Source organism: Ruegeria sp. CDSB114 (assembly GCF_059611025.1).
In genome coordinates this window covers 351959-373574 of the sequence record NZ_JBXWOT010000002.1, presented here as the reverse complement: position 1 = coordinate 373574, position 21616 = coordinate 351959, and the positions used below count along the sequence as shown (strand labels likewise).

At 54.7% G+C, this 21616-nt stretch carries 22 protein-coding genes and 1 tRNA gene; 9 read left to right on the top strand and 14 right to left on the bottom strand.

The genetic code is table 11. From position 1 onward, the window contains the following. Nucleotides 1-20 precede the first annotated feature (20 nt). The 5 genes from AC2FIP_RS09345 (at nt 21) to AC2FIP_RS09325 (ending at nt 5886) form a co-directional block, all read left to right on the top strand. The gene (locus tag AC2FIP_RS09345) at nt 21-2441 is read left to right on the top strand and encodes a GcvT family protein (protein WP_496786106.1); all 2421 of its coding nucleotides are present in this window, start codon (nt 21-23) and stop codon (nt 2439-2441) included. 102 nt (nt 2442-2543) lie between these two features. Continuing rightward, nucleotides 2544-3518: an alpha/beta fold hydrolase gene (locus AC2FIP_RS09340; protein ID WP_496786105.1), complete on the top strand. Its 975-nt coding sequence runs from the start codon at nt 2544-2546 to the stop codon at nt 3516-3518. A gap of 82 nt (nt 3519-3600) precedes the next feature. Beyond that, nucleotides 3601-3677, top strand: a tRNA-Met gene (locus tag AC2FIP_RS09335). 434 nt (nt 3678-4111) lie between these two features. Then, nucleotides 4112-4945, top strand: coding sequence for an MBL fold metallo-hydrolase (locus tag AC2FIP_RS09330; protein WP_496786103.1), 834 nt, complete (start codon nt 4112-4114; stop codon nt 4943-4945). After that, nucleotides 4942-5886, top strand: coding sequence for an MBL fold metallo-hydrolase (locus AC2FIP_RS09325; protein ID WP_496750104.1), 945 nt, complete (start codon nt 4942-4944; stop codon nt 5884-5886). The genes AC2FIP_RS09330 and AC2FIP_RS09325 overlap by 4 nt, the downstream gene beginning before the upstream one ends. Nucleotide 5887: 1 nt before the next feature. Here AC2FIP_RS09325 and AC2FIP_RS09320 read toward each other — a convergent pair whose 3' ends face one another. From AC2FIP_RS09320 to AC2FIP_RS09255, 14 genes are all read right to left on the bottom strand, one after another. Then, entirely contained in the window at nt 5888-6946 is a 1059-nt protein-coding gene (locus tag AC2FIP_RS09320) for a YeeE/YedE family protein (protein WP_496786101.1), read from the bottom strand. 52 nt (nt 6947-6998) lie between these two features. Next, nucleotides 6999-8222, bottom strand: a complete 1224-nt coding sequence (gene hemA / locus AC2FIP_RS09315; protein ID WP_496786099.1) for a 5-aminolevulinate synthase — start codon at nt 8220-8222, stop codon at nt 6999-7001. Nucleotide 8223: 1 nt separating this feature from the next. Next, entirely contained in the window at nt 8224-8658 is a 435-nt protein-coding gene (locus AC2FIP_RS09310) for a DUF302 domain-containing protein (RefSeq protein WP_496786097.1), read from the bottom strand. Nucleotides 8659-8738: 80 nt separating this feature from the next. Beyond that, nucleotides 8739-10001, bottom strand: a complete 1263-nt coding sequence (locus tag AC2FIP_RS09305; protein WP_496786095.1) for an FCSD flavin-binding domain-containing protein — start codon at nt 9999-10001, stop codon at nt 8739-8741. Nucleotides 10002-10028: 27 nt separating this feature from the next. After that, nucleotides 10029-10733, bottom strand: coding sequence for a c-type cytochrome (locus AC2FIP_RS09300; protein WP_496786093.1), 705 nt, complete (start codon nt 10731-10733; stop codon nt 10029-10031). A gap of 2 nt (nt 10734-10735) precedes the next feature. Then, nucleotides 10736-12061 (bottom strand): c-type cytochrome, encoded by a 1326-nt coding sequence (locus AC2FIP_RS09295; RefSeq protein ID WP_496786092.1) that lies wholly within the window; start codon nt 12059-12061, stop codon nt 10736-10738. After that, a complete protein-coding gene (gene soxC / locus AC2FIP_RS09290; RefSeq protein WP_496676312.1) occupies nt 12045-13307 on the bottom strand; it encodes a sulfite dehydrogenase in 1263 nt (420 codons plus the stop codon). The genes AC2FIP_RS09295 and soxC overlap by 17 nt, the downstream gene beginning before the upstream one ends. Before the next feature lie 24 nt (nt 13308-13331). Then, entirely contained in the window at nt 13332-15029 is a 1698-nt protein-coding gene (gene soxB / locus AC2FIP_RS09285) for a thiosulfohydrolase SoxB (RefSeq protein WP_496786090.1), read from the bottom strand. 87 nt (nt 15030-15116) lie between these two features. After that, nucleotides 15117-15962 (bottom strand): sulfur oxidation c-type cytochrome SoxA, encoded by an 846-nt coding sequence (gene soxA / locus AC2FIP_RS09280; RefSeq protein WP_496706353.1) that lies wholly within the window; start codon nt 15960-15962, stop codon nt 15117-15119. A 70-nt stretch (nt 15963-16032) separates the two neighbouring features. After that, nucleotides 16033-16362 (bottom strand): thiosulfate oxidation carrier complex protein SoxZ, encoded by a 330-nt coding sequence (soxZ, locus tag AC2FIP_RS09275; RefSeq protein WP_142635848.1) that lies wholly within the window; start codon nt 16360-16362, stop codon nt 16033-16035. Between the two features lie 34 nt (nt 16363-16396). Continuing rightward, nucleotides 16397-16813 carry a thiosulfate oxidation carrier protein SoxY gene (gene soxY / locus AC2FIP_RS09270; RefSeq protein ID WP_142635846.1) on the bottom strand — a complete coding sequence of 139 codons (417 nt, stop codon included), beginning with the start codon at nt 16811-16813 and terminating at the stop codon, nt 16397-16399. A gap of 46 nt (nt 16814-16859) precedes the next feature. Then, nucleotides 16860-17336 (bottom strand): sulfur oxidation c-type cytochrome SoxX, encoded by a 477-nt coding sequence (soxX, locus tag AC2FIP_RS09265; protein ID WP_142635844.1) that lies wholly within the window; start codon nt 17334-17336, stop codon nt 16860-16862. A 131-nt stretch (nt 17337-17467) separates the two neighbouring features. Further along, nucleotides 17468-18046, bottom strand: coding sequence for a thioredoxin family protein (locus tag AC2FIP_RS09260; RefSeq protein ID WP_496688793.1), 579 nt, complete (start codon nt 18044-18046; stop codon nt 17468-17470). A 14-nt stretch (nt 18047-18060) separates the two neighbouring features. After that, complete coding sequence (locus AC2FIP_RS09255) at nt 18061-18801, bottom strand: cytochrome c biogenesis CcdA family protein (RefSeq protein WP_496786088.1); 741 nt, start codon at nt 18799-18801, stop codon at nt 18061-18063. An 80-nt stretch (nt 18802-18881) separates the two neighbouring features. Between AC2FIP_RS09255 and AC2FIP_RS09250 the strand changes: the two genes are divergently transcribed. The 4 genes from AC2FIP_RS09250 to AC2FIP_RS09235 all read left to right on the top strand — a co-directional run bounded on the left by AC2FIP_RS09250 (nt 18882) and on the right by AC2FIP_RS09235 (nt 21590). Further along, complete coding sequence (locus tag AC2FIP_RS09250; RefSeq protein WP_496786086.1) at nt 18882-19256, top strand: hypothetical protein; 375 nt, start codon at nt 18882-18884, stop codon at nt 19254-19256. Between the two features lie 100 nt (nt 19257-19356). After that, complete coding sequence (locus AC2FIP_RS09245) at nt 19357-19665, top strand: ArsR/SmtB family transcription factor (RefSeq protein WP_142635976.1); 309 nt, start codon at nt 19357-19359, stop codon at nt 19663-19665. 41 nt (nt 19666-19706) lie between these two features. Next, complete coding sequence (locus tag AC2FIP_RS09240) at nt 19707-20768, top strand: YeeE/YedE family protein (RefSeq protein ID WP_496786084.1); 1062 nt, start codon at nt 19707-19709, stop codon at nt 20766-20768. A gap of 285 nt (nt 20769-21053) precedes the next feature. Next, nucleotides 21054-21590 carry a bacteriocin fulvocin C-related protein gene (locus tag AC2FIP_RS09235; RefSeq protein WP_496696190.1) on the top strand — a complete coding sequence of 179 codons (537 nt, stop codon included), beginning with the start codon at nt 21054-21056 and terminating at the stop codon, nt 21588-21590. The last annotated feature ends 26 nt before the right edge of the window (nt 21591-21616 follow it).

Sequence of the window (21616 nt, the reverse complement as noted above, 5' to 3'; positions counted from 1 at the left end):
AAATTTTGGATGACAGACTCATGAAGACAAATGCACAGGCAGTGGTAATCGGCGGGGGTGTGATTGGGTGCTCGATCCTGTATCACCTGACCAAATCGGGGTGGTCAGACGTGGTGCTGTTGGAACGGGATGAACTGACATCCGGCTCGACCTGGCACGCGGCGGCGAACATCCACGGACTGCATGACAGCACCAATATCAGCCGCATCCAACACTATACGATGACGCTGTACAAAGAGCTTGAGGCTGAAACCGGCCAAAGCTGCGGCGTGTTCCAGCCCGGCTCGTTATATCTAGCCCAAACCGAAGAGCGCGAACACCAGCTGAGGATACAGGCCGCCAAGGCCAAGCTGTACGGGATGAATTTCTATGAGATCAGCATCGAAGAGGCGCAGCGTCTGAACCCGCTGGTCAATTACGATGGCATCCGATGTGTCATGTACGAACCTGATGGCGGTAATGTTGATCCCTCAGGGGTCACCAACGCCTACGCTGTCGGTGCGCGCCAGCGTGGGGCCGAAATCCACCGCTTTACGCCGGTCACTGCGACAGATCAGCAAGAAGATGGCACCTGGATCGTGGGCACCCCTAAGGGGGACATCCAAACGCCGTGGGTTGTGAATGCCGCCGGTCTGTGGGGCCGCGAAGTTGCCATGTTGGCCGGGATCGAGCTACCCCTGCAACCGACCGAGCATCAGTATTTTGTCACCGAAACCATGGCTGACGTCGCGGCGCATGATACCCGCCTGCCCTCGGTCAGTGACCGCGATGGCGAGTACTATTTGCGGCAGGAAGGTCAGGGCCTTTTGGTGGGGGCTTATGAAAAGGATATGAAATTCTGGGCCGAGGACGGCACACCCCTGGATTTTGCCCATGATCTGTTTCCCGACGATCTGGAGCGGATCGAAGAGAATATGATGAACGCCATCGAACGCGTACCTGCCGTGGGCGACGCCGGGATCAAACGGGTCATCAACGGACCGATGATCTGGTCACCCGATGCCAACGTTCTGATGGGACCAGTGCCCGAGGTCGACGGCTATTTCTGCTGCAACGGCATCATCCCGGGATTCTCGCAATCGGGTGGCATGGGCCTGATGGCGGCGCAGTGGATCATCGAAGGCGAAACCCAATACGACATGTTCGCCTGGGACGTGGCGCGGTTCGACACATGGGCTACGAAAGATTTCACCAAAGCCCGCGTGCAGGACCAATACGCACACCGCTTTGCAATCCACTTCCCAAATGAAGAACGCAGCGCAGGACGCCCTGCCCGGACCCGCCCGATTTATGACAGGCAAAAGGACATGGGTGCCGTCTTTGGCCTGAATGTCGGATGGGAACACCCGCTGTGGTTCGCAGAAGCGCCCGGCGCCACGGACACCAACGGATTCACCCGCCAGAACTGGTGGGAACCGGTGGGCGCGGAATGCCGGATGCTGCGCGATCGGGCCGGGATCATCGACATCTCAAACTTTGCCAAATATGTTTGCAAAGGTCCGGGAGCCGAGGGTTGGCTTAATGCCGTATTCGCAAATTCCATGCCGAGATCGGTTGGTCGATCCTGCCTGACCCCGCTGATCTCAAAACGTGGTGGTATTGCTGGCGATTTCACCGTGACGCGCTTGGCCGACGACGAATTCTGGATCATCGGCTCGGGCATGGCCGAACGCTATCACAAACGGTTCTTCAAACAGGTTCCTCTGCCCGACGGCACCCGTTTCGAAAGCCGCACCGAAGAGACTTGCGGCTTTAACGTGGCTGGACCGAAATCGCGGGAAATCCTGCAACGGCTTACGAATACCTCGCTCAGCCCCGAGGATTTCCCCTTCATGCGCTCGCAACAGATCGAGATCGCCGGAATTGCGGTCCTGGCGCTGCGTGTCTCCTTCACCGGCGATCTGGGCTGGGAGGTGCATTGCGCCGCGAAAGATCAGCTCCGCCTGTATGAGGCGCTGATCGAGACCGGAAAAGAGTTCGGCGCAGGCCCAGTTGGCAGCCGCGCACTGATGTCGCTGAGGATCGAAAAGGGCTATGGGTCTTGGGGGCGCGAATACAGCCCCGAATACTGGCCACACGAGGTCGGGTTGGACCGGTTGTGCAAATTCGACAAATCGTTCCTGAACAAAGATGCCGCAAATACTGCCATGACCTCTCCGGCCAGAGAGCAGCTTGTCCTGCTGCATCTGGACGAAGCCGACACCGCAGCTTCGAACGCTGACGCGACCGGAGGCGAACCCATTTTCATGGACGGGCGCGGAATTGGTCGGGTGACATCGGGCGCTTATGGCTATTCCGTGGGTATGTCGCTGGCCTTGGGCTATGTTTCGGGTGCCGAGGCAGGCGACAGGGTCGAGGTCATGGTATTAGGGCGCCCGCATAGGGCAACGATCCTGAAAGAACCGCCCTTTGATCCAACTGGGACGATCTTGCGCGGCTAACCCAGTCCGCATTAGATCCTTAAAGCGAGCTGTGGACATTGCCTTCGGGTTGTGGCGCTATCCGGCCAGTAATCTGATCTGCTCCATCCAGAGGATAGGCTGATGACAATCTTCCTGACTATTGCGCTGTTCATTGCACTGTTTCTTGTTGCGATGAACCTTTGGACACGCAAGCTGACCCGTGACGGCCGGATGCGTGTTCCGCAACCGGGGGAGATCATTCCCGTGCGCGGCGGCGATATACACTATGTGGAAAAGGGCGACCCTTCCAATCAGACGGTTGTGCTCATTCATGGGCTGGCCGGGCAGTTGCAACATTTCACCTACGCCTTGATGGATAAACTGGCCGAGGATTTTCACGTCATTGCCGTGGATCGCCCCGGTTGCGGATACTCAACTCGTGAGACGGCAGAGCTTGGGCGGTTGCCCGAACAGGGCCGCATGATACATGAATTTCTAGAGGCAAAGGGGGTCAGCAACCCAATTCTGGTCGGCCATTCGCTGGGTGGCGCGGTTTCTCTGGCGATGGCGCTGGATTACCCGGACAAGATCAAGGCTCTGGCCCTGCTGGCTCCGCTCACACAGGCGATGCCCGGGCCTCCCGCCGTGTTCAAACCGCTTGAAATCCGAACAGAATGGATGCGCAGTCTGATCGGTAACACGATTGCCGTCCCGCTGGCTGCAAAAACCGCACCGCACACCCTTAGCGCGGTTTTTGCGCCAGAACCCGCGCCCCAAGACTTTCTGGACCGCGCCGGCGGCGCTTTGGGGATGCGTCCATCCGCGTTTATCAGCGCCTCGCAGGATGTGATCGGGATTGAACAGAGCATGCCGACGCAGGTCGCCCGTTATGGCGACCTGAAAGTGCCTGGCGCCATATTGTTTGGAGCACAGGATGCGCTCTTGTCAGCCAAGCAACACGGTGAATCAATGCAGGCGTTTGGTCTGAGTTTTGAACAGATCGACGGGCTGGGCCATATGATCCCCCTGACAGTCCCGGACATCTGCAACAACTTCATTCGCGGCGTGGTACAAAATACAGAACTCAGGGCGACGGTTGTGCCAAATTCGGATTAGTCCCAGCTAAAATATTCCCAACAAAGGCGCCATTTCCCTCTTGACCCTCCCCAACCCCTCCCTTAAATCGCCATTCACTCATGGCGGAGTAGCTCAGTTGGTTAGAGCAGCGGAATCATAATCCGCGTGTCGGGGGTTCAAGTCCCTCCTCCGCTACCAAATTCCCATAACATATCAGTTAGAAACGTGAACTCAGCGTTGCTCTCTCGTACCGCAAACATGGTTTGGGTGGCATTTTGGGTAACAGCAGACGAAATTTGTGTTCAAAAATAACTGGGAATCGTCACGAAAAAGCGGGAAACGCCACACACCGCAACCAGTCCCATTACGCTCCAAGAGTTGAGATGCAGGCTCTCAGGGGCACCGGTGTAATCGCTAACTTACCCGCCGGTACCGAAGAAGTTGAGTAGACTTCTTAGTGATCAAGACGAAAGCAGTTTTGCACACACAGCCTTTCTTTCTCCATTTACAAATAATAACATTCATTTTATTGATTGTGTATGGATGGAAATACATTTTCTCGCCGCACTTTCTTGTACAGCGCCGCTTGCCTTGGGATGCTTGGTACTCAATCCAGGATCGTGAGGGCCGAGTTGCAACTCGGCTCTTCAGCTCGGATTTCAACCGTATCAGACGGGTACCTGTCATTGCCACCGGAAATGATCTTTGGGTCCATGCCGAAAGAAGAACTCGAGCAGCTTCTGAATCGCAATCGAGTGGACGCGACCAAGTACGAGCCAGAGTGCAACGTGGCGCTCTATCGTGATGGTATAAACACGGTGCTATTCGATGTCGGAGCTGGGCCGGATTTCATGCCCACGTCTGGCAAACTTATGGAAACTGTTGAAACAATCGGCCTGTCGCCCGAAGACGTTTCGCACGTGATTTTCACCCATGCGCACCCGGATCACATCTGGGGCATTTTGGATGACTTCGACGACCTGCTTTTCCCCAACGCGACGCATCACTTTGGCCGTAAAGAGTGGGATTATTGGTGGAACCCTTCAACGGTAGATTCAATAGGAGAAGATCGCGCTGCGTTCGCTGTAGGCGCGAAGCGCCGGATGGCAGAAATTGAGGATCAGGTGGCGTTCTTTGACGACGGACAAGAGATCCTTCCAGGCATTGCCGCCCGTGCAAGCTTTGGGCACACACCCGGCCACATGGCGTTTGAAATTCGCAGCGGCAGTGAATCCGTGATGGTTGTCGGCGACGCGTTGGGAAATCCACACGTGGCTTTTGAACGGCCTGATTGGCAGAGTGGCACGGATCAGGATCCACAGACAGCTGCAGCAACTCGTAGTTTGCTGCTAGATCAGATTTCTCGCGAGCAAATGAAGATAATTGGCTTCCACCTGCCGAATGGTGGAATCGGCCGGGTCGAAAAAACTGGCTCTGCGTATAAGTTCATTGGAGAACCAACATGATACGAACGCTTGCGATTGCCTTGGCCTTGGCCGCACCAGCTTGGGCAAGCGAGGAAATTGCAGACCAATATCCGCAAAGCGTGCTGTATTCCAAACCGGTCGAGTATTTCCCTGGCGTCTATTCCGCCATTGGCGCAACCGCCCCACCGACCTACGAGAACTCTGGTCACAACAACAACCTCAGCTTCATTGTAACCGGTGAAGGTGTGGTCGTCATAAACGGCGGTGCAGCCTATGTCCTTGCCGAAGCGCTTCACAAGGAAATTCAGGCCATCACGGATCAGCCGGTCAGACTTGTCTTCAACGAGAATGGCCAGGGGCACGCGATGCTTGGCAACGCTTACTGGTCAGAACTCGGCATTCCGATCATCGCACATTCAGAAGCAGCGGCCGAATTCGAGGAATATGGCCCGCAAATACTGCAGGGAATGCAGCGGTATAATCAGGACAAGGCAGACGGAACATTCCTGGCTGGCCCAACCGAGACATTCGATGATGAGTACGTGGTTGAGATGGGTGAATTCCGGATTGAGGCAAAGTACCTCGGCCCTGCCCATAGTCCCGGCGATATCTCGATCTGGTTGCCGAACCAAAGCCTTGTCATTGCGGGCGACATGGCGTTTCACGAACGCATGCTGCCAATCTTTCAAGACACCTATACAGCGGATTGGCTTGAAACTTGGGACACCGAATTCGAGGCTTTAGATGCCACTTATGTTATACCGGGACACGGCCATCCTACGAACATGGGTCAGGTGCGCCGCTATACACGCGACTATCTGGTATATCTGCGCGGCAAAATTCAAGAGCATATGGATGCAGGAGGTGATCTGGCTGAGGCTTACTACGTCGATCAGTCACCTTATGCCAACCTGGACACGTTTGAAGAACTGGCCACGAAAAATGCAGGGCGCGTTTTCGAACAGATGGAATTCGAGTAGCTCAGGAATGTTGCGGAACAGGGATTAGCATCAATAGTCTATGCGTGCTGATCGCCCCGACCCACATGAAAAATACGGCAACCCATGCGGTCAATGACAGAGCGGACCCTCCTGAAAGCCCGGCACCCACCGCGCAACCTCCCGCCAGCATGGCCCCAAACCCCATGAGAACAGCCCCTACGAGGTAGCGTTCCATCGGAGTATCCGAGCCAAATCGTTCGATCCTCCACTCCCCTGCAGTCAAGGCTGTGCCTGCCGCGCCAATTACTACGCCTGGGACAAGGCCGATACCGAAGGACAACACAACGTTTCGACTTGCAACCAACGCCATTAGTGTGTCCGTGGCCGGTCCGGTAAACGTGACTGAAGACACAGGCACGACTTCAAAAGATGCTTGCGCGATGGCAAATGTTATCAACCAGCCGAGCGCCACAGCCAGGCCAACTCCTGCGGCCGCTATGATCCTTATAGGCGCGACTTTCCGGTGGGACGCAAAGACAATGGCCGACACCAATCCCAACGCTGCAACGGCTGTATAAACCGTTGGCGAGAACCCAAGTATTTCTGAAAGATCACGCCGCGCGCCTCCTGGGACAGCCCAGATACCAGACAGCAACTCGCGGGCGGGACTAAGAACACCTGTGTAGGCGGCTTGAGCCACTAAGGTCAAAACCAATCCCGTAACCAGGGCGCGCAGATTACCGCAGGAGGCTAATACCAAAAGGCGAGATGCACATCCACGCGCCAGAACCATGCCTGCGCCGAACATCGCTCCACCGATTACCGCGCCGCTCAGGCTACCTGTCGACGCGATTGCACGTGTCTCGGAAAGGTCTAGCCACTCAAACGCGATAAGCGCCTGTACCAAGGCGAGCGCAGTGGTGAAGGCGATCAGCCAAACCGCCAAGCGGGGACCTAGCTCGCCTTCGGCGACTTCGACTGCCGACGCTCTTAAACAAAAGTGAGACTTCTGAGCCGTCACGCCGAACAAGATACCGACGAGCACTCCGGCAAATGCCAAGGCACCAGAGTCTCCCAACAGATCGATGAGTCTCTCCATCAGCAGAAACTCTCACTTCGTAGCGTGTGCATCCTTGTCTTCGGTCAAGTTGTCATTGTGCGACCATTGGCCTGCGCGCCAACTGGCATTGCGTCCACAACTCACCCAATGCAGATACCAGTCGATCCACGTCTTCAGTAGAATGCACCGGCGACGGTGTAATCCGTAGACGCTCCGTTCCCTTGGGAACGGTTGGATAGTTGATCGGCTGGATGTAAATTCCATAGTCACGCATCAGTACATCAGAGATGAAGCGACACTTAACCGGATCGCCGACCATGACCGGAATGATGTGACTTGGGTTCGGAGTATGGGGAATACTCAGTTCGTCCAGCCTGTCTCGAACTTCGCGCACTCGCTGCTGGTGCAGATATCGTTCCGCATTGCTTTGCTTCAGGTGCCGAACCGAGGCTGCCGCACCTGCGGCTACGGCCGGAGGCAATGCAGTGGTAAAGATAAACCCGCTGGCAAAGGACCGGACGAAGTCCACAAGCTCTTTCGACGCCGCGATGTATCCACCGACGACACCGAAGGCTTTGCCTAATGTCCCCTCGATAACGGTTAGGCGATCCATCAGGCCTTCACGTTCGGCGATGCCACCGCCGCGCGGTCCATAAAGCCCTACGGCGTGAACCTCATCCAAATAGGTCATCGCGCCATAGCGATCCGCCAGATCACAGATCTCGGCAACTGGCGCTATATCACCATCCATAGAATAGACGCTTTCGAACGCAATGAGCTTTGGTGCGTTGGCTGGTATGTCAGCAAGCTGCCTTTCAAGGTCTGCAATATCATTGTGCTTCCAGATCCGCTTTTGACAACGGCTGTGGCGAATTCCCTCAATCATCGAGGCATGGTTCAACTCGTCTGACAGTACAATGATGCCAGGAATGCGGGAGGCCAAAGTTCCCAAAGCCGCCCAGTTTGAAACGTAGCCGGACGTAAATAGCAATGCCGCCTCTTTGCAGTGCAAGTCGGCTAGTTCCTGTTCCAGCAAAACGTGCTCGTGAGTGGTTCCAGAGATATTCCGCGTACCACCCGCCCCGGCACCACACTCATCAATCGCTTGGTGCATTGCTGCAAGAATGCAGGGGTGTTGACCCATGCCAAAATAATCATTTGAGCACCAGACAGTGACTTTTTCGGGACCGTCTTCTGCGTAATTGCGAGCGGTCGGGAATGCACCGCACTGCCTTCCGAGATCCGCAAAGACCCTATAGTTCCCTTCCTCTCGAAGCTGGTCCAGTTGATCACGAAAAAACTGCTGATAGTTCATTTCAATTCCCTACGGCCTCTTCGACGATCTCGGATAACAGGGTCTGAACCTTTTGCATTGGCCCGTCAGGGTAGCCTCGATATCCCACCATCACGCCACTGTTGTCCTCGGCTACAAAAATCCCGTAGGGGCAGAATCCGATATTCATAGGGTCGGCTTCCATCACCTCGCGCGAGATTTTTGCCGAGCAGAAAATGAAGATATCTGCGGCCGCAAATATCTGCTTGTCACTGCCGACATCAGCGCCCGTGCGATTCAACATGTCGCTTACGTGGCTTACATGGTCGATGACCAGTCCCTGTCCGACAATCGCGGACTCGACGGCGAAGGTTGCATCATCAAAACTGCCGTCAAATGGGGCAGTGATGATCTCTTCCGCAAACGCATGGCTCACCAGAACAGTGGAAAACGCGGCTACAGCGATAAAGTGTTTCATGATTTTAATCCTCCTCTTGAGCCGCATCTTCTCAGATTGCTCATCAGGGTCTTTGACACCAGTCAAAACCCCTGAATACCTTAACCGAACATGTCTGAAGTGATACCAGCGTACCAACCCAGCGACTCTTCATAAGTTGCTTTCCTCAAATCCGCATCTTCGCCGGTCTGGCTGATAAAGCCGTCCACTTTGGCAATCTTTTCGGGAGTCGCTTCGTAAGTTGCGCCAACCTTGACGCCATCATCGGTGTCGATGAGCGACCAGCACGTGTTGGAGAACTTGGCCGGAAAAACTTTGGACCCGGTCAACGCACCTCGCACGGCATTCGCACAGACTTTCGCCTGACTGTTGGCCGAGAAGCCGGATTTGGGCATGTCACCCTGTTGGCTGGCGTCACCAAGAACGTAGATATCCAGGTCGGCTTTGGAGGACATATCCGCGGCGTTCACGGGTGCCCAGTTGCCATCGGTCACCCCTGCCATTTCCGCAATGCGTCCGGCTTTCATCGCTGGGATCACGTTGCAGACATCGACCTTGGTATCTTCGCCGTCGATAGTAACGGTCATTGCATCCGGGTTTACGGCGACATTGCCGCCGCCGAAATCTTCGCCGATCCAGTCAACCATTCCTTCGTAGTGGTTGGCCCAACCCTCTTGGAACAATGACATCTTGGAAAACTTCGGTTTCGGGTCAGCAACGATGATCTTTGCTGTCGGGTTGTTCGCCTTCAGAACATGCGCAACCATTGAAACCCGCTCATACGGTCCGGGCGGGCAACGGTACGGATTCGGTGGCGCGACCATTGCAAATGTACCGCCTTCGGGCATTGCCATGATCTGCGCCTTGAGAAGCTCGGTCTGAGATCCAGCCTTGTACGCATGCGGCATTTTATTTTGCGCCGAGACGTCCCAGCCCTCGACCGTACCATCAACAAAGTCGATACCCGGGCTCAGGATCAGCTTGTCATATGGAACCGATCCGCCACCTGCCAAGGACACCGTCTTGGCATCGCGATCCACCCCCGTGGCCCAATCATGCACCACGTTGATGCCGTAGTTCGCGGCAAGCGTGCCATAGCTGTGGGCAATGTCCGAAAGCTCCTGAAACCCTCCCAGATACAGGTTTGAAAAGAAACAGGTGTAATAGGTCCGCGACGGCTCGATCAACGTTACGTCGATCTCACCCCTGCTGTCTTTTGCGATGTAGCGCGCAGCAGTTGCACCGCCCGCACCGCCGCCGACAATTACCACGCGTGGTTTGCCTTGCGCCAACACCATCGGTGCCGAAAACCCGGCTGCTACCACCCCGGCGGCTCCAAGAAATACTCGTCTATTTAGCGTCATCGCGTTTCCTCCTCTTGGACACAGTCACTATGGATTATTGAAGTAGGCAGCCAATGCCGCGATCTCGTCATTGCTCAGCCGTCCGGCAATCATTCGCATGACCGGATGTGGCCGCTTTTTGTCTTTATAAGCGTGCATGGCGACCACGAAGTCTTCGTCAGGCCAGTACACGATCGAGGGAATGCCCTCATCGCCTCCGTCGATCTGATGGCACGTTGTACATTCGCTGCTGAGATATGCGCCGTACTCAGGATCTCCTTGAATCGCCAAGATCGCGGGGTCGATAGAATGATCCGTGCCCTTCGCCGTCGGGTCCGCTTCTGGGATGCCCTGAGGATTGTCGGAAAAATCCCGCAAATAGGCGATCACGTTGGCGCGGTCTTCCGGGTCTTTCAGGCCACCAAAACTCATCCTGGTGCCTGACGCGAATGCACGTGGGTTTTCGATGTACGCAGACAGTGTGTCAGCGTGCCACTCCAGACCCGAGCTACCCGCGCGCGCAAGGCTTTTGGAATAGCTAAAGCCATCCAGACCAGCTGCCCTGCGCCCAAAAATCCCATTCAGATGCGGACCGATTTTGTTTTCGGCCCCCTTTCCAACCTGATGACAGCCTTTGCATTTGGCGAACACGGCTTTCCCTGCCTCAGCATCGCCAAGGTCTTCTGCAGCGTAGGTCGATGAAGCAGTAGCCCCAAAGAACGCGGCACAGACAAGCGCGTTCGACCAACGCATCGTCAACTTCCGAACGTCTTAAGATAGATGATCAAAGCTTCGATATCGTCCTGTTTTCTGAGACCTGCAAAAGACATCCTTGTGCCTTTCATGTATTCCTTGGGCTTCGTAAGAAAGGCAGTCATTTCTTCATCGGTCCAGACTAGTCCTGCCTCCGCAGACGCCTGCATCGCTTTGGAGTATTTGAAGCCCTCGACCGATCCAGCATTAGCTCCGATTACCCCGTTCAGAGCAGGCCCAGTGCTGTGCTTTGCACCTTCACCAATTTGATGGCAGGATTTACACTTCTTAAAGACTTTCTCTCCGGCAGCAGCCAGTTCTGTAACCTCGTCTGTCACTTCGGTTTCTTGAGCGGCCGGTATGGCTGCGGCCTCTTCATCAGGCTTTGGCGCTGCAGTTGGAATGAACGAGGGGCCTTCTGCCGAAAACGTCGGCAACTCATCCGGGCTGGCATTATTCATGACCGAGTTCGAACCACCCTCCGCGGGAGTCTCAACCAGAAAAACAGAACGCATCGTGACGGCGGCCTCTGCCTTGCAGTTCTCCATGCAAGGCTCTTTGCGCCATTCAGTGTATTCGGTCTCGGGTCGTACATCGACAACGAAACCGTCGATATTGTACATTTTGAACTCGGCGAAGTTTTCGTTGTTTAGCTCGAAATCGTCATCCACCAAATCATTGGAGTAGAGGATGTATGCGACAATTGCGTAGGTCTCATCCGCTGTCAGCGTGCCCGCTTCACCAAAGGGCATTGAGCGGGAAATGTAATCCCAGGCAGTCGACAAATGTGGCCAATATGACCCAACGGTTTTTACAGGATCTTCGTCTGCAAGCGTGTCAAACCCACCGGCCAGAACAGGCCAGTTATCGGCACCTTCGGCAAATTCACCGTGGCACGACGCACAGCGGGCCACAAACACCTCTTCTCCGGTCCAGACGTCGCCTGAACCTACGGGTAGGCCACGCCCATCAGGCAAGACATCAACGTCCCAGGCCGCGATCTCTTCCTTCAGTGCCGACCGCCCAAGCCCAAGGCTACTCTCACGGATGGGCGCGGATGCGGTCAAGTTCGCACCATTGGCGACCCGTTCTGCCGCCGCTGCCTGGATTTCTTCGACTTTGATCTCCAGTTCGGCTGCTCGTTTGGATTCTGCTTCCGCATTCTCCTGGGCAACTGCTGCATGCGCCTCAACCTGCCCTATCCGGGTCTCCAATGTCTCAATCTTCGAGTGGCCGTAGTTCCGGTTCGCGAAAGACACAGCTACCGCAAGCACCAACGCCGTACCGCCAAATACGGGCAGGAAAACATGACTAAGAGACTTCAACATTCTCGGCGATCCCTTCTGCGCTCACGTACCAAGTCTGGATACAGTTGTTGTGGTAGACCGAGTTTTCTCCGCGTTTTTCACGCAACTGGTCTTTGGTTGGTTGCACATAACCGGTCTCGTCTATTGCCCGGGCCTGCAAGAGCATTGGCGCCCCGTCCCAGTTCGTATCGAGATAGAAACGTGTAAGAGCCTTGGTGTCGCCCTGCTTACCAAGACGCGCTGTCTCCCATGTGATCCCACCGTCCTTTGACACATCGACCCGTGTAATTTGTCCGTGGCCTGACCAGGCAAGCCCGGAAATGACCAGCGGACCCGGTCCGTGTTTGATCGGCATTTGCGGGCTGGGTGAGGTGATGACAGACTTAGCATCCATCACCCAAGTCCATTTCTGGGCCGTGCCATCGACGTAAACATCGGTGTATTTTGATGTTTCTTCGCGGCTTTCGACCGCCATATCGACAACCTCGATCCGGCGCAGCCACTTGACCCACATGTTGCCTTCCCAACCCGGCACCACGAGACGCACAGGGTACCCATGCTCCATCCGCAGCGCTTCGCCATTCGCCTTGAATGCAACCAACACGTCATCCAGCGCTTTTTCCATCGGGATAGAGCGGCCATTGGACGACGCATCTGCGCCCTCAACATAGACCCATTTGTCAGGTGAGATGTCGGCACCTGCTTCCTGCAACAGCGTGCGCAGCGGAACACCGGTGTATTCCATGTTGTGAATCATGCCATGAGTAAATTGGACGCCGTTGAGTTGCGCACCAGCCCACTCCATACCCGTGTTCGCCGCACATTCGCAGAAATACACGTGGTTTTCGCGCGGGAACCGCTCAATGTCTTCGTATGTAAAGACAAGCGGGCGATCAACCAGCCCGTTGATCATCAGGCGGTAGTCCTCCTTGCGCAGCTCAATCGCACCTGAATGGTGACGCTCAAAGGCGCATCCCTGCGGAGTGATCGTGCCATCGAGCGCGTGGATCGGCGTGAAGTTGATCGACGAAATCGGAGAGGCGGTCAGCCATTCCACATTGCGGCGCACGACATGGGATTCAAAGCTGATCGGCATGCCATAAGGAGTCTCATCAACACCTGCCCCCGTATAAGATGCCCAATCCTGAAGCTCTGTTATCAGTGGGTCGGGTGTTTCTGCCGCTGCCGCACCTGCAACGGATCCTGCGGCGACCGCGGCACTGCCTTTCAGGAAGGCCCGGCGGGACGGTTTGAACGCGTCATCCATATCTCTTAGGTCTCCATCGGTTTCTTAAGCGCCGATTACTTCGACACTGGTGTTCTCTTGCACCGTTACGGTGCCAAGGTTGCGAACATGGTTTTCGACGACATCCCAAATCGGCGGGCCCTCGGTGCCTTCGTTGACGCTGGCCCAACCGGCCACGACATAGGACTTGGCCGGGTCGATCGCCTCACCGGTTTTCAACAGCGTCATGTCGCTGATCCTCTGCCCCTGCGGCTTGGTTACGTCGATCCGATAGCCCAGCCCGCCAACGCGGACCATGTCGCCACCCTGCTGGTAATAGGGGTCGGGATTGAACAGATTGTCGCCGACATCTTCCAGGATGACATGGATGAACTCCCCGGTCATTTCTGTGCGATAGGCGTTCGGATAGGACATTGAAGTGACGTTCCAAATATCCTCGCGCGTTATTTCCTGTCCCGGAAGGATTGACGGCCCCCAACGGACGCCGGGCGACATTGCGATATCTGCCTCACGCTCATTGATCAGAGCATCGCAGATCAGGTCATCCCAAGTGCCGTTGAAGTTGCCGCGGCGGTACAGCAACGAGTCTGTTTTGCCGATCACCTCGCTCAGCGCCGCCTCATAAGGCGCGCGCTGATCATTTATCAGAGCAGTGATCGCAGGATCTGGTGCAATAACATCAGAGAAAATCGGGATAAGTTTGTGCTTTAGCCCCATCATCTGCCCATCGCGCACGTCGAGATCCACACGGCTGACGAATTTGCCGTTCGATCCAGAGGCGATGATATGCGTTTTACCCACCAGAACCGGCTCGGGCAGCGCGTCATGGGTGTGGCCACTGAGGATAACGTCTATCCCCTGAACGCGACCCGCCATCTTCTTGTCCACATCAAAGCCGTTATGGCTTAGGACGACAACGACATCGGCGCCGGCATCGCGAACTTCGTCCACCATTGCCTGCATGTTCTCATCCCGGATCCCAAACGAGTATTCGGGGAACATCCATCCCGGATTTGCAATCGGCATGTAAGGGAAGGCCTGTCCGATCACCGCAATCTTGGAACCGCCCCGGTCAAAGAACTTGTAGGGTTTGAACATCTCTGCGGGTTCATCCCATTCCGCATCAAAGATGTTCTGCCCCAAGGCTGCAAAAGGCAAACCTTCGACAATCTCATTGACCCGATCACTGCCCAACGTAAACTCCCAATGGAAAGTCATCGCATCGGATTTCAGCGCATTCATGACGTTAACCATGTCCTGACCGGCCGTCTGATAGCAGGTGTAAGAACCGTGCCAAGTATCACCCCCGTCAAGAAGCAACGCATCAGGACGGTCCGCTCGAATGGCGTTGATGACAGTTGAGACCCGATCCAAGCCACCCACCCGACCATAGGTCTTGGCCAGTGACGCAAAATCAGTATAGGTCAGCGCATAGGCCGACGGGCTTCCATCTTCTATCCCGTATGCCTTGCGGAACGCGGCGCCAGTAACATGCGGCATCTGTCCTCTTGCATTGCCAATACCAAGATTGACTTCGGGTTCACGGAAATAAATTGGTTTGAGTTGCGCGTGAATGTCGGTGACATGAATCAGGCTGATATTGCCAAAGGTCTCGAACTCTAGCAGTTGATCCTGCGTTAGACTTTGCTGCGCAGCAAGCCTGGCCCAGTTGCCAAACCCGGACGCCCCGAACAGAGCCGAGGCCGCCATTGAAACCTGCAAGAAGTCACGTCGAGAAATCATCTATCAGCTTTCCTATTACACATATAAATGTGTGAATGTTATATAAGTGAAAAACCCGCTCCGGGCATTGCCCAGGCGGGTCATTCGTTATTGACGTACAGCTGGGGTTTCGACTGAAAGCCCGTTGCCACGCGAAGCGACATAGAGCTCCAGTGCCCGGAACTCGTCCGACCCTTCGGCAAAGGTTTCCGCACGCGTATCGCGAATACAACCGCGGAACCGATTGTGGCGCGAGATCAGTTTGGCCTGCTTCAAACGATAGGTAGGGAATCCATTTATCATACCCTGGCTCAGGTGATCCGCTCGGATCATATTGCCCCAGTTTTCTTCATGACAGTTGGCGCAGCTCAGTTCCAACTGACCGTAGCGGGTATAATAGATTTCCTTGCCCTCTTCCCAGAATGGCGCGGCATCACCATCAATAGCAACGTTCATGGGCATCCCGCGTGACTGCAGACCGATCAATGCGACCATACCCTGCATGTCACCACCAGACCATTTCCAGGCATCGGCCTCCATGCGATCGGTACGGCACTTGTTGATCAGATCTTCCATAACCACCAGCTCGCCGCTTTCAGCATCGACCTTGGGCATGGACGCCTGCAATCCTTTGAAGCTTTCCACTCCATCATGGCACGAGGCACAACTTTCACCTGCAGCACCATCAACTGCCTCATAGAGGTCGGCTGCCTGATCGACGAAGATCATTGCCGGATTGTCAAAATCATCAATCTGCAGTGCCTGAGTTTCATCTGTGCGGAAATGCCAACCCGAATAGATCGTGTCCAAATTCTCCAGATGCGCCGAGGCCTCGGTGACCGAGGTCATATTCAGCTCGTCATTGATCACAAGATTATCTTCGTCCGGTCCAGCCATTGCTGCCATTGGGAAAGCCAGAACAGCCGCGATCGCCGTAAGTGCCTTGGTATTCATTACGTTCCTCCCTTGGTGGGCCAGCGCCAGAAATCACAACCAGCGCTAGCCTTCCTTAGTGGTCGAGCCGTCAGGCGATCTCGATCGTTTTCTTCTCGTCGTAAACTGAGCCATCATCATCGTACCAGGTGAAGACAAACTCACCGGCCTCGGGCACGGTTGCTTCGAACTGGAAGTACGGATTTGTCGAAATCGCAGGCTCCATAGTCACATCAATCACCATTTCACCGTTAAACTCGCAGGTGAAACGGTTGATGATCGAGCGCGGGATGACGTTGCCTTCTTTATCCTTGCGCTGGCCGCTTTCCATCTTGTGGCTGATCAGAGTCTTGATCGTAACAGCTTCGCCAGCAGCGGCTGTCTTTGGAACCTTGACGCGGGGCTTTACACCGGATGCCATTGGTTAATCTCCTGTTCTTCAGGGCGCGTGGCGATTAACCGCCGCAACCGCCGATTGTCACTTTTACGGTCGCGGACGCTTTGGCAAAACTGCCATCTGCCATCTTCGCCACAGCAATGACATCCTGCGTTCCGGCAAGACGGATGCGGGTTGAAGCGGCTTGTTCAGCAGCCAGCGGGCCGAAATTGAACGTTGCCACGCCCGGTTCGGGGTTGCCTGCGGCCACGATCAGAATTGCAGCTGCGCCCGGAGCACTGACTTCGATTGGTACGGTGTTTCCGTTTTCCGCGATTTCCGGTGCCGTCAGTGTAACACCGCCATCAGCCACATCTGCCCCGCCTGAAAATGCGGAGATCGCATCTTCAGCAGCTGCATTCGCTCGTAGCGGCATAATTGTCAGGAACGCGGCGCCCAGCCCAAGGGCCAGAGTCTCGCGGCGAGAGAGTTCCATTTTCAATCTCCTTTGAATCTTCGAAAAGCCACGCCAGAAGGCGAGATTATTCCTCTTTCAGTGTCGCTAGAAACGCGACCACGTCCTCAATTTCCTGTGCAGTCAGGATCGTCGTTAGAGGCGCCGTTGGCGCTTTGCCCGTATAGGCATCGCCTGGCCGGATATAACCGTCATCCTTGTAGAACGCCGGCATTACCGTGCCTTCGAACGTCATTTTTGCGTTTGCGACTAAACCGCGAAGCTCTGCTTCGGTCCAACGATCACCGGCGCCATCCAGCATCGGGCCAACCTCACCATGGAACGGAATGTCCGCCAAAGCTGAGACCGCGTGGCATGCCACGCAATTGCCTTTGGACTTGTCGCCAACGATGAGTGCACCGTTTGCCGCGTCACCATTAACATCGGTCAGAGAGACCTCGATTGCACCATAGTCGTCATAGGGTACGTCTTTCGGACTTGTCTCTTCGGCAAATGCGGCAACGCCCATCATAGCGGATGCCAGTGTTAAGAGTCTCAGCTTCATGATCCCTCCCATTTGCTACCGCGCCTGTGGCGCTTTGCGACCCAAAGACTTTGTGCACCGTAGTCGACGAACATGGTTCATCGCAACATCAAATTCATCATAATGAATTTTTTTATCTGTAACGTCCAATCTCACTCCTGCGAAATATTGTTTCGCTCCTGAATGCGCCGCGCGTGATACCTTTGGAAATCTTCGCCATTATCAAGTTCATATCGCTTCTGATCGACCCAGGTGAAAAGGTCTAAGGTTGTTCCCTTGGAGAATGCTCCCGGCATTACAGCAACGGCAGCATCGATGGCTGAGGCAGCCTCGGGCACCTCTTCCGGCAGAAAAACAAGCGTTGGGGTAAACAGAATCCCCCATTTGCGCATCAGCGCTCTTTGCTCACTCTCTTCTCCGTCAAAATCAGTGGCAGTGGTGCTTCCATGCAAATCCAGCTGGACGACAAAAAAGTTCTCTTCGATAAACGCCGCCAGGTCGGGCTGTGGGAAAACCTCTTCGTGCATCTTTTTACAGTAGATGCAGCCCCGTTGTTCAATGAACAAAACCAACCGCTTACCTTCACCTGACGCCTCTTCAAGATCCTCGCGAAGATCTTTGAACGTATCACGCATCCACGGTGTTTTATGCAATCCATCGTCGCCCAGATCAGCAGCAGAGACTGCAGCCCCTATCATGCATGCGATCAAAACTGACAAAGTGCGTTTCATGTCTTCCTCCCGGATTAACCAATGGCCGCAATCCAGGGCATATAGTCCAGCATCCATTGTGCTATGTGATTGATCGAGTTGGTTGCGATCAGGACCCCGAACAGGATCAACAGCCCCCCCATTGCCATTTCGATCTGCGGCAAGTGCTTCCTGAACCGCACCATCCATTGCATGAAGGGGCGAACCAAAAAGGCCGCCAGAACAAACGGTGCAGTCATTCCAACCCCGTAAACGAACAGAAGCCCCGCGCCCCGCCAAGCCGTTTCAGTTCCGGCCGCTGTAAACAGGATTGCAGCGAGCACCGGCCCAACACAGGGCGTCCAGCCAAAAGCAAATGCCAATCCAAGTACATATGCCCCAGCGAGGCTCACGTTTGATGTCTCGCCAATATCTGCACGTAACTGCCGATACAGGAACCCGATGCGAATTAACCCCAGGAAATGCAGGCCCATCGCTATGATGATGGCTGCAGCAATCCAACGCAGAATATCGAAGTATTCTCGTACCAGCTGACCAAATATCGAAGCCGTGGCCCCGAGAGCCATAAAGATGGTTATGATTCCTGCCGCAAATGCGATTGCAGCAAGCGTTGCCCGGCGGCGAACCTCGCCGGAAATAGCGGATGTCGCAGAAATCTGCTCCATCCCGACACCAGCCAGATAACTAAGGTAAAACGGCACAATTGGCAGGATGCAAGGCGACAGAAAGGACAAAAGTCCGGCGACCAAAGCTCCTGCAAAAGTAATGTCGAGCATGGTCAAACCTGTCCTGACGCGCTATTATTCACACATTCAAAATTATAAAGATATGTCACTGCGGTCAATCGGAGCTTTGGATGCGCCACCTAATCCTACGTTTGCTTGCGATCACGTTGCTTGTTTTTCCCGTGGCTTTACGGGCCGAAATGACACTTCTGATGGCAGAAGAAGATGGGTGCATGTGGTGCGCCCGCTGGGACTCCGAAATTTCAGAAATCTACCCTAAGACACCCGAAGGAAATGCAGCACCGCTTCGGCGTGTCGATATCCGCGCAGCCATGCCTGACGACATCACATTGGAACGGCCTCTCTACTACACACCAACCTTTGTTCTGTTGGACAATGGCCGAGAGGTCGGACGAATCGAAGGCTATCCCGGTGAAGATTTTTTCTGGGGTTTGTTGGGCGTTTTACTGCGCGACGCTGGGATACTAATTGAGACCTCTGGATAAACTGCGGTATATTACATAAACTGTTTTGAATGCGTGAAGCCATGAAAGCGAGGCGATCTTGTTGGACAAATCTTCGAACCTGCCTGTGTTCTCCAAGGACATGTGCGCCGAAGACATGGACAGAATGATGGAGAATGCTCAGACCGCGTCAAATTTCCTCAAGGCAATCAGCCATGAGGGGCGCCTGATGATTTTGTGTTATCTGTCGTCAGGGGAAAAATCGGTCACGCAGATGGAGGAAATGCTCTCAGCGCGTCAAGCCGCGGTATCTCAACAACTCTCCCGCTTACGCTTCGAGGGCTTGGTGAAGACACGACGCGAGGGGAAAACGATCTACTACAGATTGGCTGATGATCGTTCGACCCAAATCCTGGAAGTCGTTTACGACCTTTTCTGCAGGGAGAAGTAGAAGCCGGTCAGAAAGCCGCCAGCTTTGGGAGGAGACTGGCAATGCTCGAAGCATTGGGAGACACAAATACCGTTGCTCTGATCGGTTTGATTGGTGGCATCGTATTGGGATTGGCCGCACGCATCGGCCGTTTTTGCACGTTGGGTGCAATCGAAGACTACCTTTACGCGGATGATGACCGGCGGCTTCGCATGTGGGCAATGGCAATCGGTGTTGCGATTGTCGGCAGCCACACAGCTATGGCATTGGGGGGACTTGACCCTGTCGGAACAAGGTATCTTGCGCAGACCTGGAACCCACTCGGTTCGATCGTGGGGGGCCTCATGTTCGGGTACGGAATGGCCATCTGCGGTAACTGCGGCTATGGCGCGCTGGCAAGGCTGGGAGGTGGTGACCTTCGATCATTCGTTATTGTTTTGATCATGGGTCTTTCCGCTTACGTCGTAATGTCCGGACCCCTCGCCTATCTGCGGGTATGGATATTTCCAGAGGAAATGGATCTCAATGGCCCCCAGAGCATTAGCTTTCTTGCCGAACGGTTGACCTCTATTCCAGCTTGGCTCATTGGCTCTGTTATCGGTGTTACTTTGGTGTTTTATGCTTTGGCAAGCCATCGCTTCCGCCGCACTCCGGCACAGGTGTTTTGGGGGTCTGTAGTTGGACTGGCAATCGTTTCGGGCTGGCTTGGCACGAATTGGGTTGCGACACATGGTTTCGATGGTGAGCCGGTGCAAACCCATACCTTCGCGGCACCCCTGGGTGACACTATATTCTACCTTATGACTGCGTCCGGAAACACTTTGTCCTTTGCGGTCGGATCAGTCTCCGGTGTTCTCATTGGCGCGTTTCTGGGGTCGTGGTCTAAGGGCCATTTCCGATGGGAAGCATGCGAAGATCCACGTGAACTCAAGCGGCAAATGCTGGGCGCTGCGATTATGGGTCCAGGTGCGATCATCGCGGTTGGTTGCAGCGTCGGGCAAGGCATATCTGCATTCTCAATTTTGGCCTACAGCGCGCCCGTAACATTCGCTGCAATCTTTGCAGGTGCCGCAATTGGATTGAGACAGCTCGTGTCTGGATTGTCCTTCATAACTGAGCGTTGAGTTCACAGTTCAAATCAGCGGGAATCCGGGTTTGCACCGGTGCAGCTGATACGCTGTACCAAGACCTAAAGAAACCCAGTTAATTTGTGATGGTGCTGGCGACTCTGCCATCACAAAAGCAAGCCAAAACGCTCTCTTTCCGACTTCGTCCTCGATCTAGCTTCTAAGGACATACCAAGGCTTATCGAGCCCTTGCTTCAGCCTGTTCTCTGCGCCCTCAGAAGGTCGGGACAAACGCGCAAACGAAAAATGTGTTATGATGGCCCCTTAGAAAAGGGGGCTACTATGTACAATCCCGTATCATCTATCTCAAAATTTCGGATCGGCTTGTCGGCATTGAACATCGCCGAACAGAAGTCAATTTTTGACTGCCTTCCCGCCGCTGTTCAGGCGGCAGTGTGGCAAGACCGGCTTAGTGAAGGCATTGCGGCACTGTCTGACAAGTCTCAGTGCCGATTACTTTCCGAGCTTCAGGAGTTACTCAATCCTGACTGCTACTCGGAAGACAAAGCGAACCATACGGCCACTTCTCGTCTTGAGGAGTTGTCGCCTGTGATCGAGAAGGTTTTTCCAGATCACTCGGTGTTTCATAAATATACGCAGCAACTCGGCGACAATGCTTGCGATAGCTCGATTATCGAAATTGCCAAAGGCGCGCCGCCTACCTGCACATGTTCGTCTTCGAGATCCTGTATGTGGTGGCACAATGATTGTGGGGCAATGCAGGAATGCCTTGCCGGTGGGTGCAAGAAGACTAACGTTGGATGCGGGGTTCTCTGGCTTCAGACATGCGATGGCCTTTGCACTGGGAACTGGTGCTGAAGAACGCAAGAAAGCTCTACCTATTC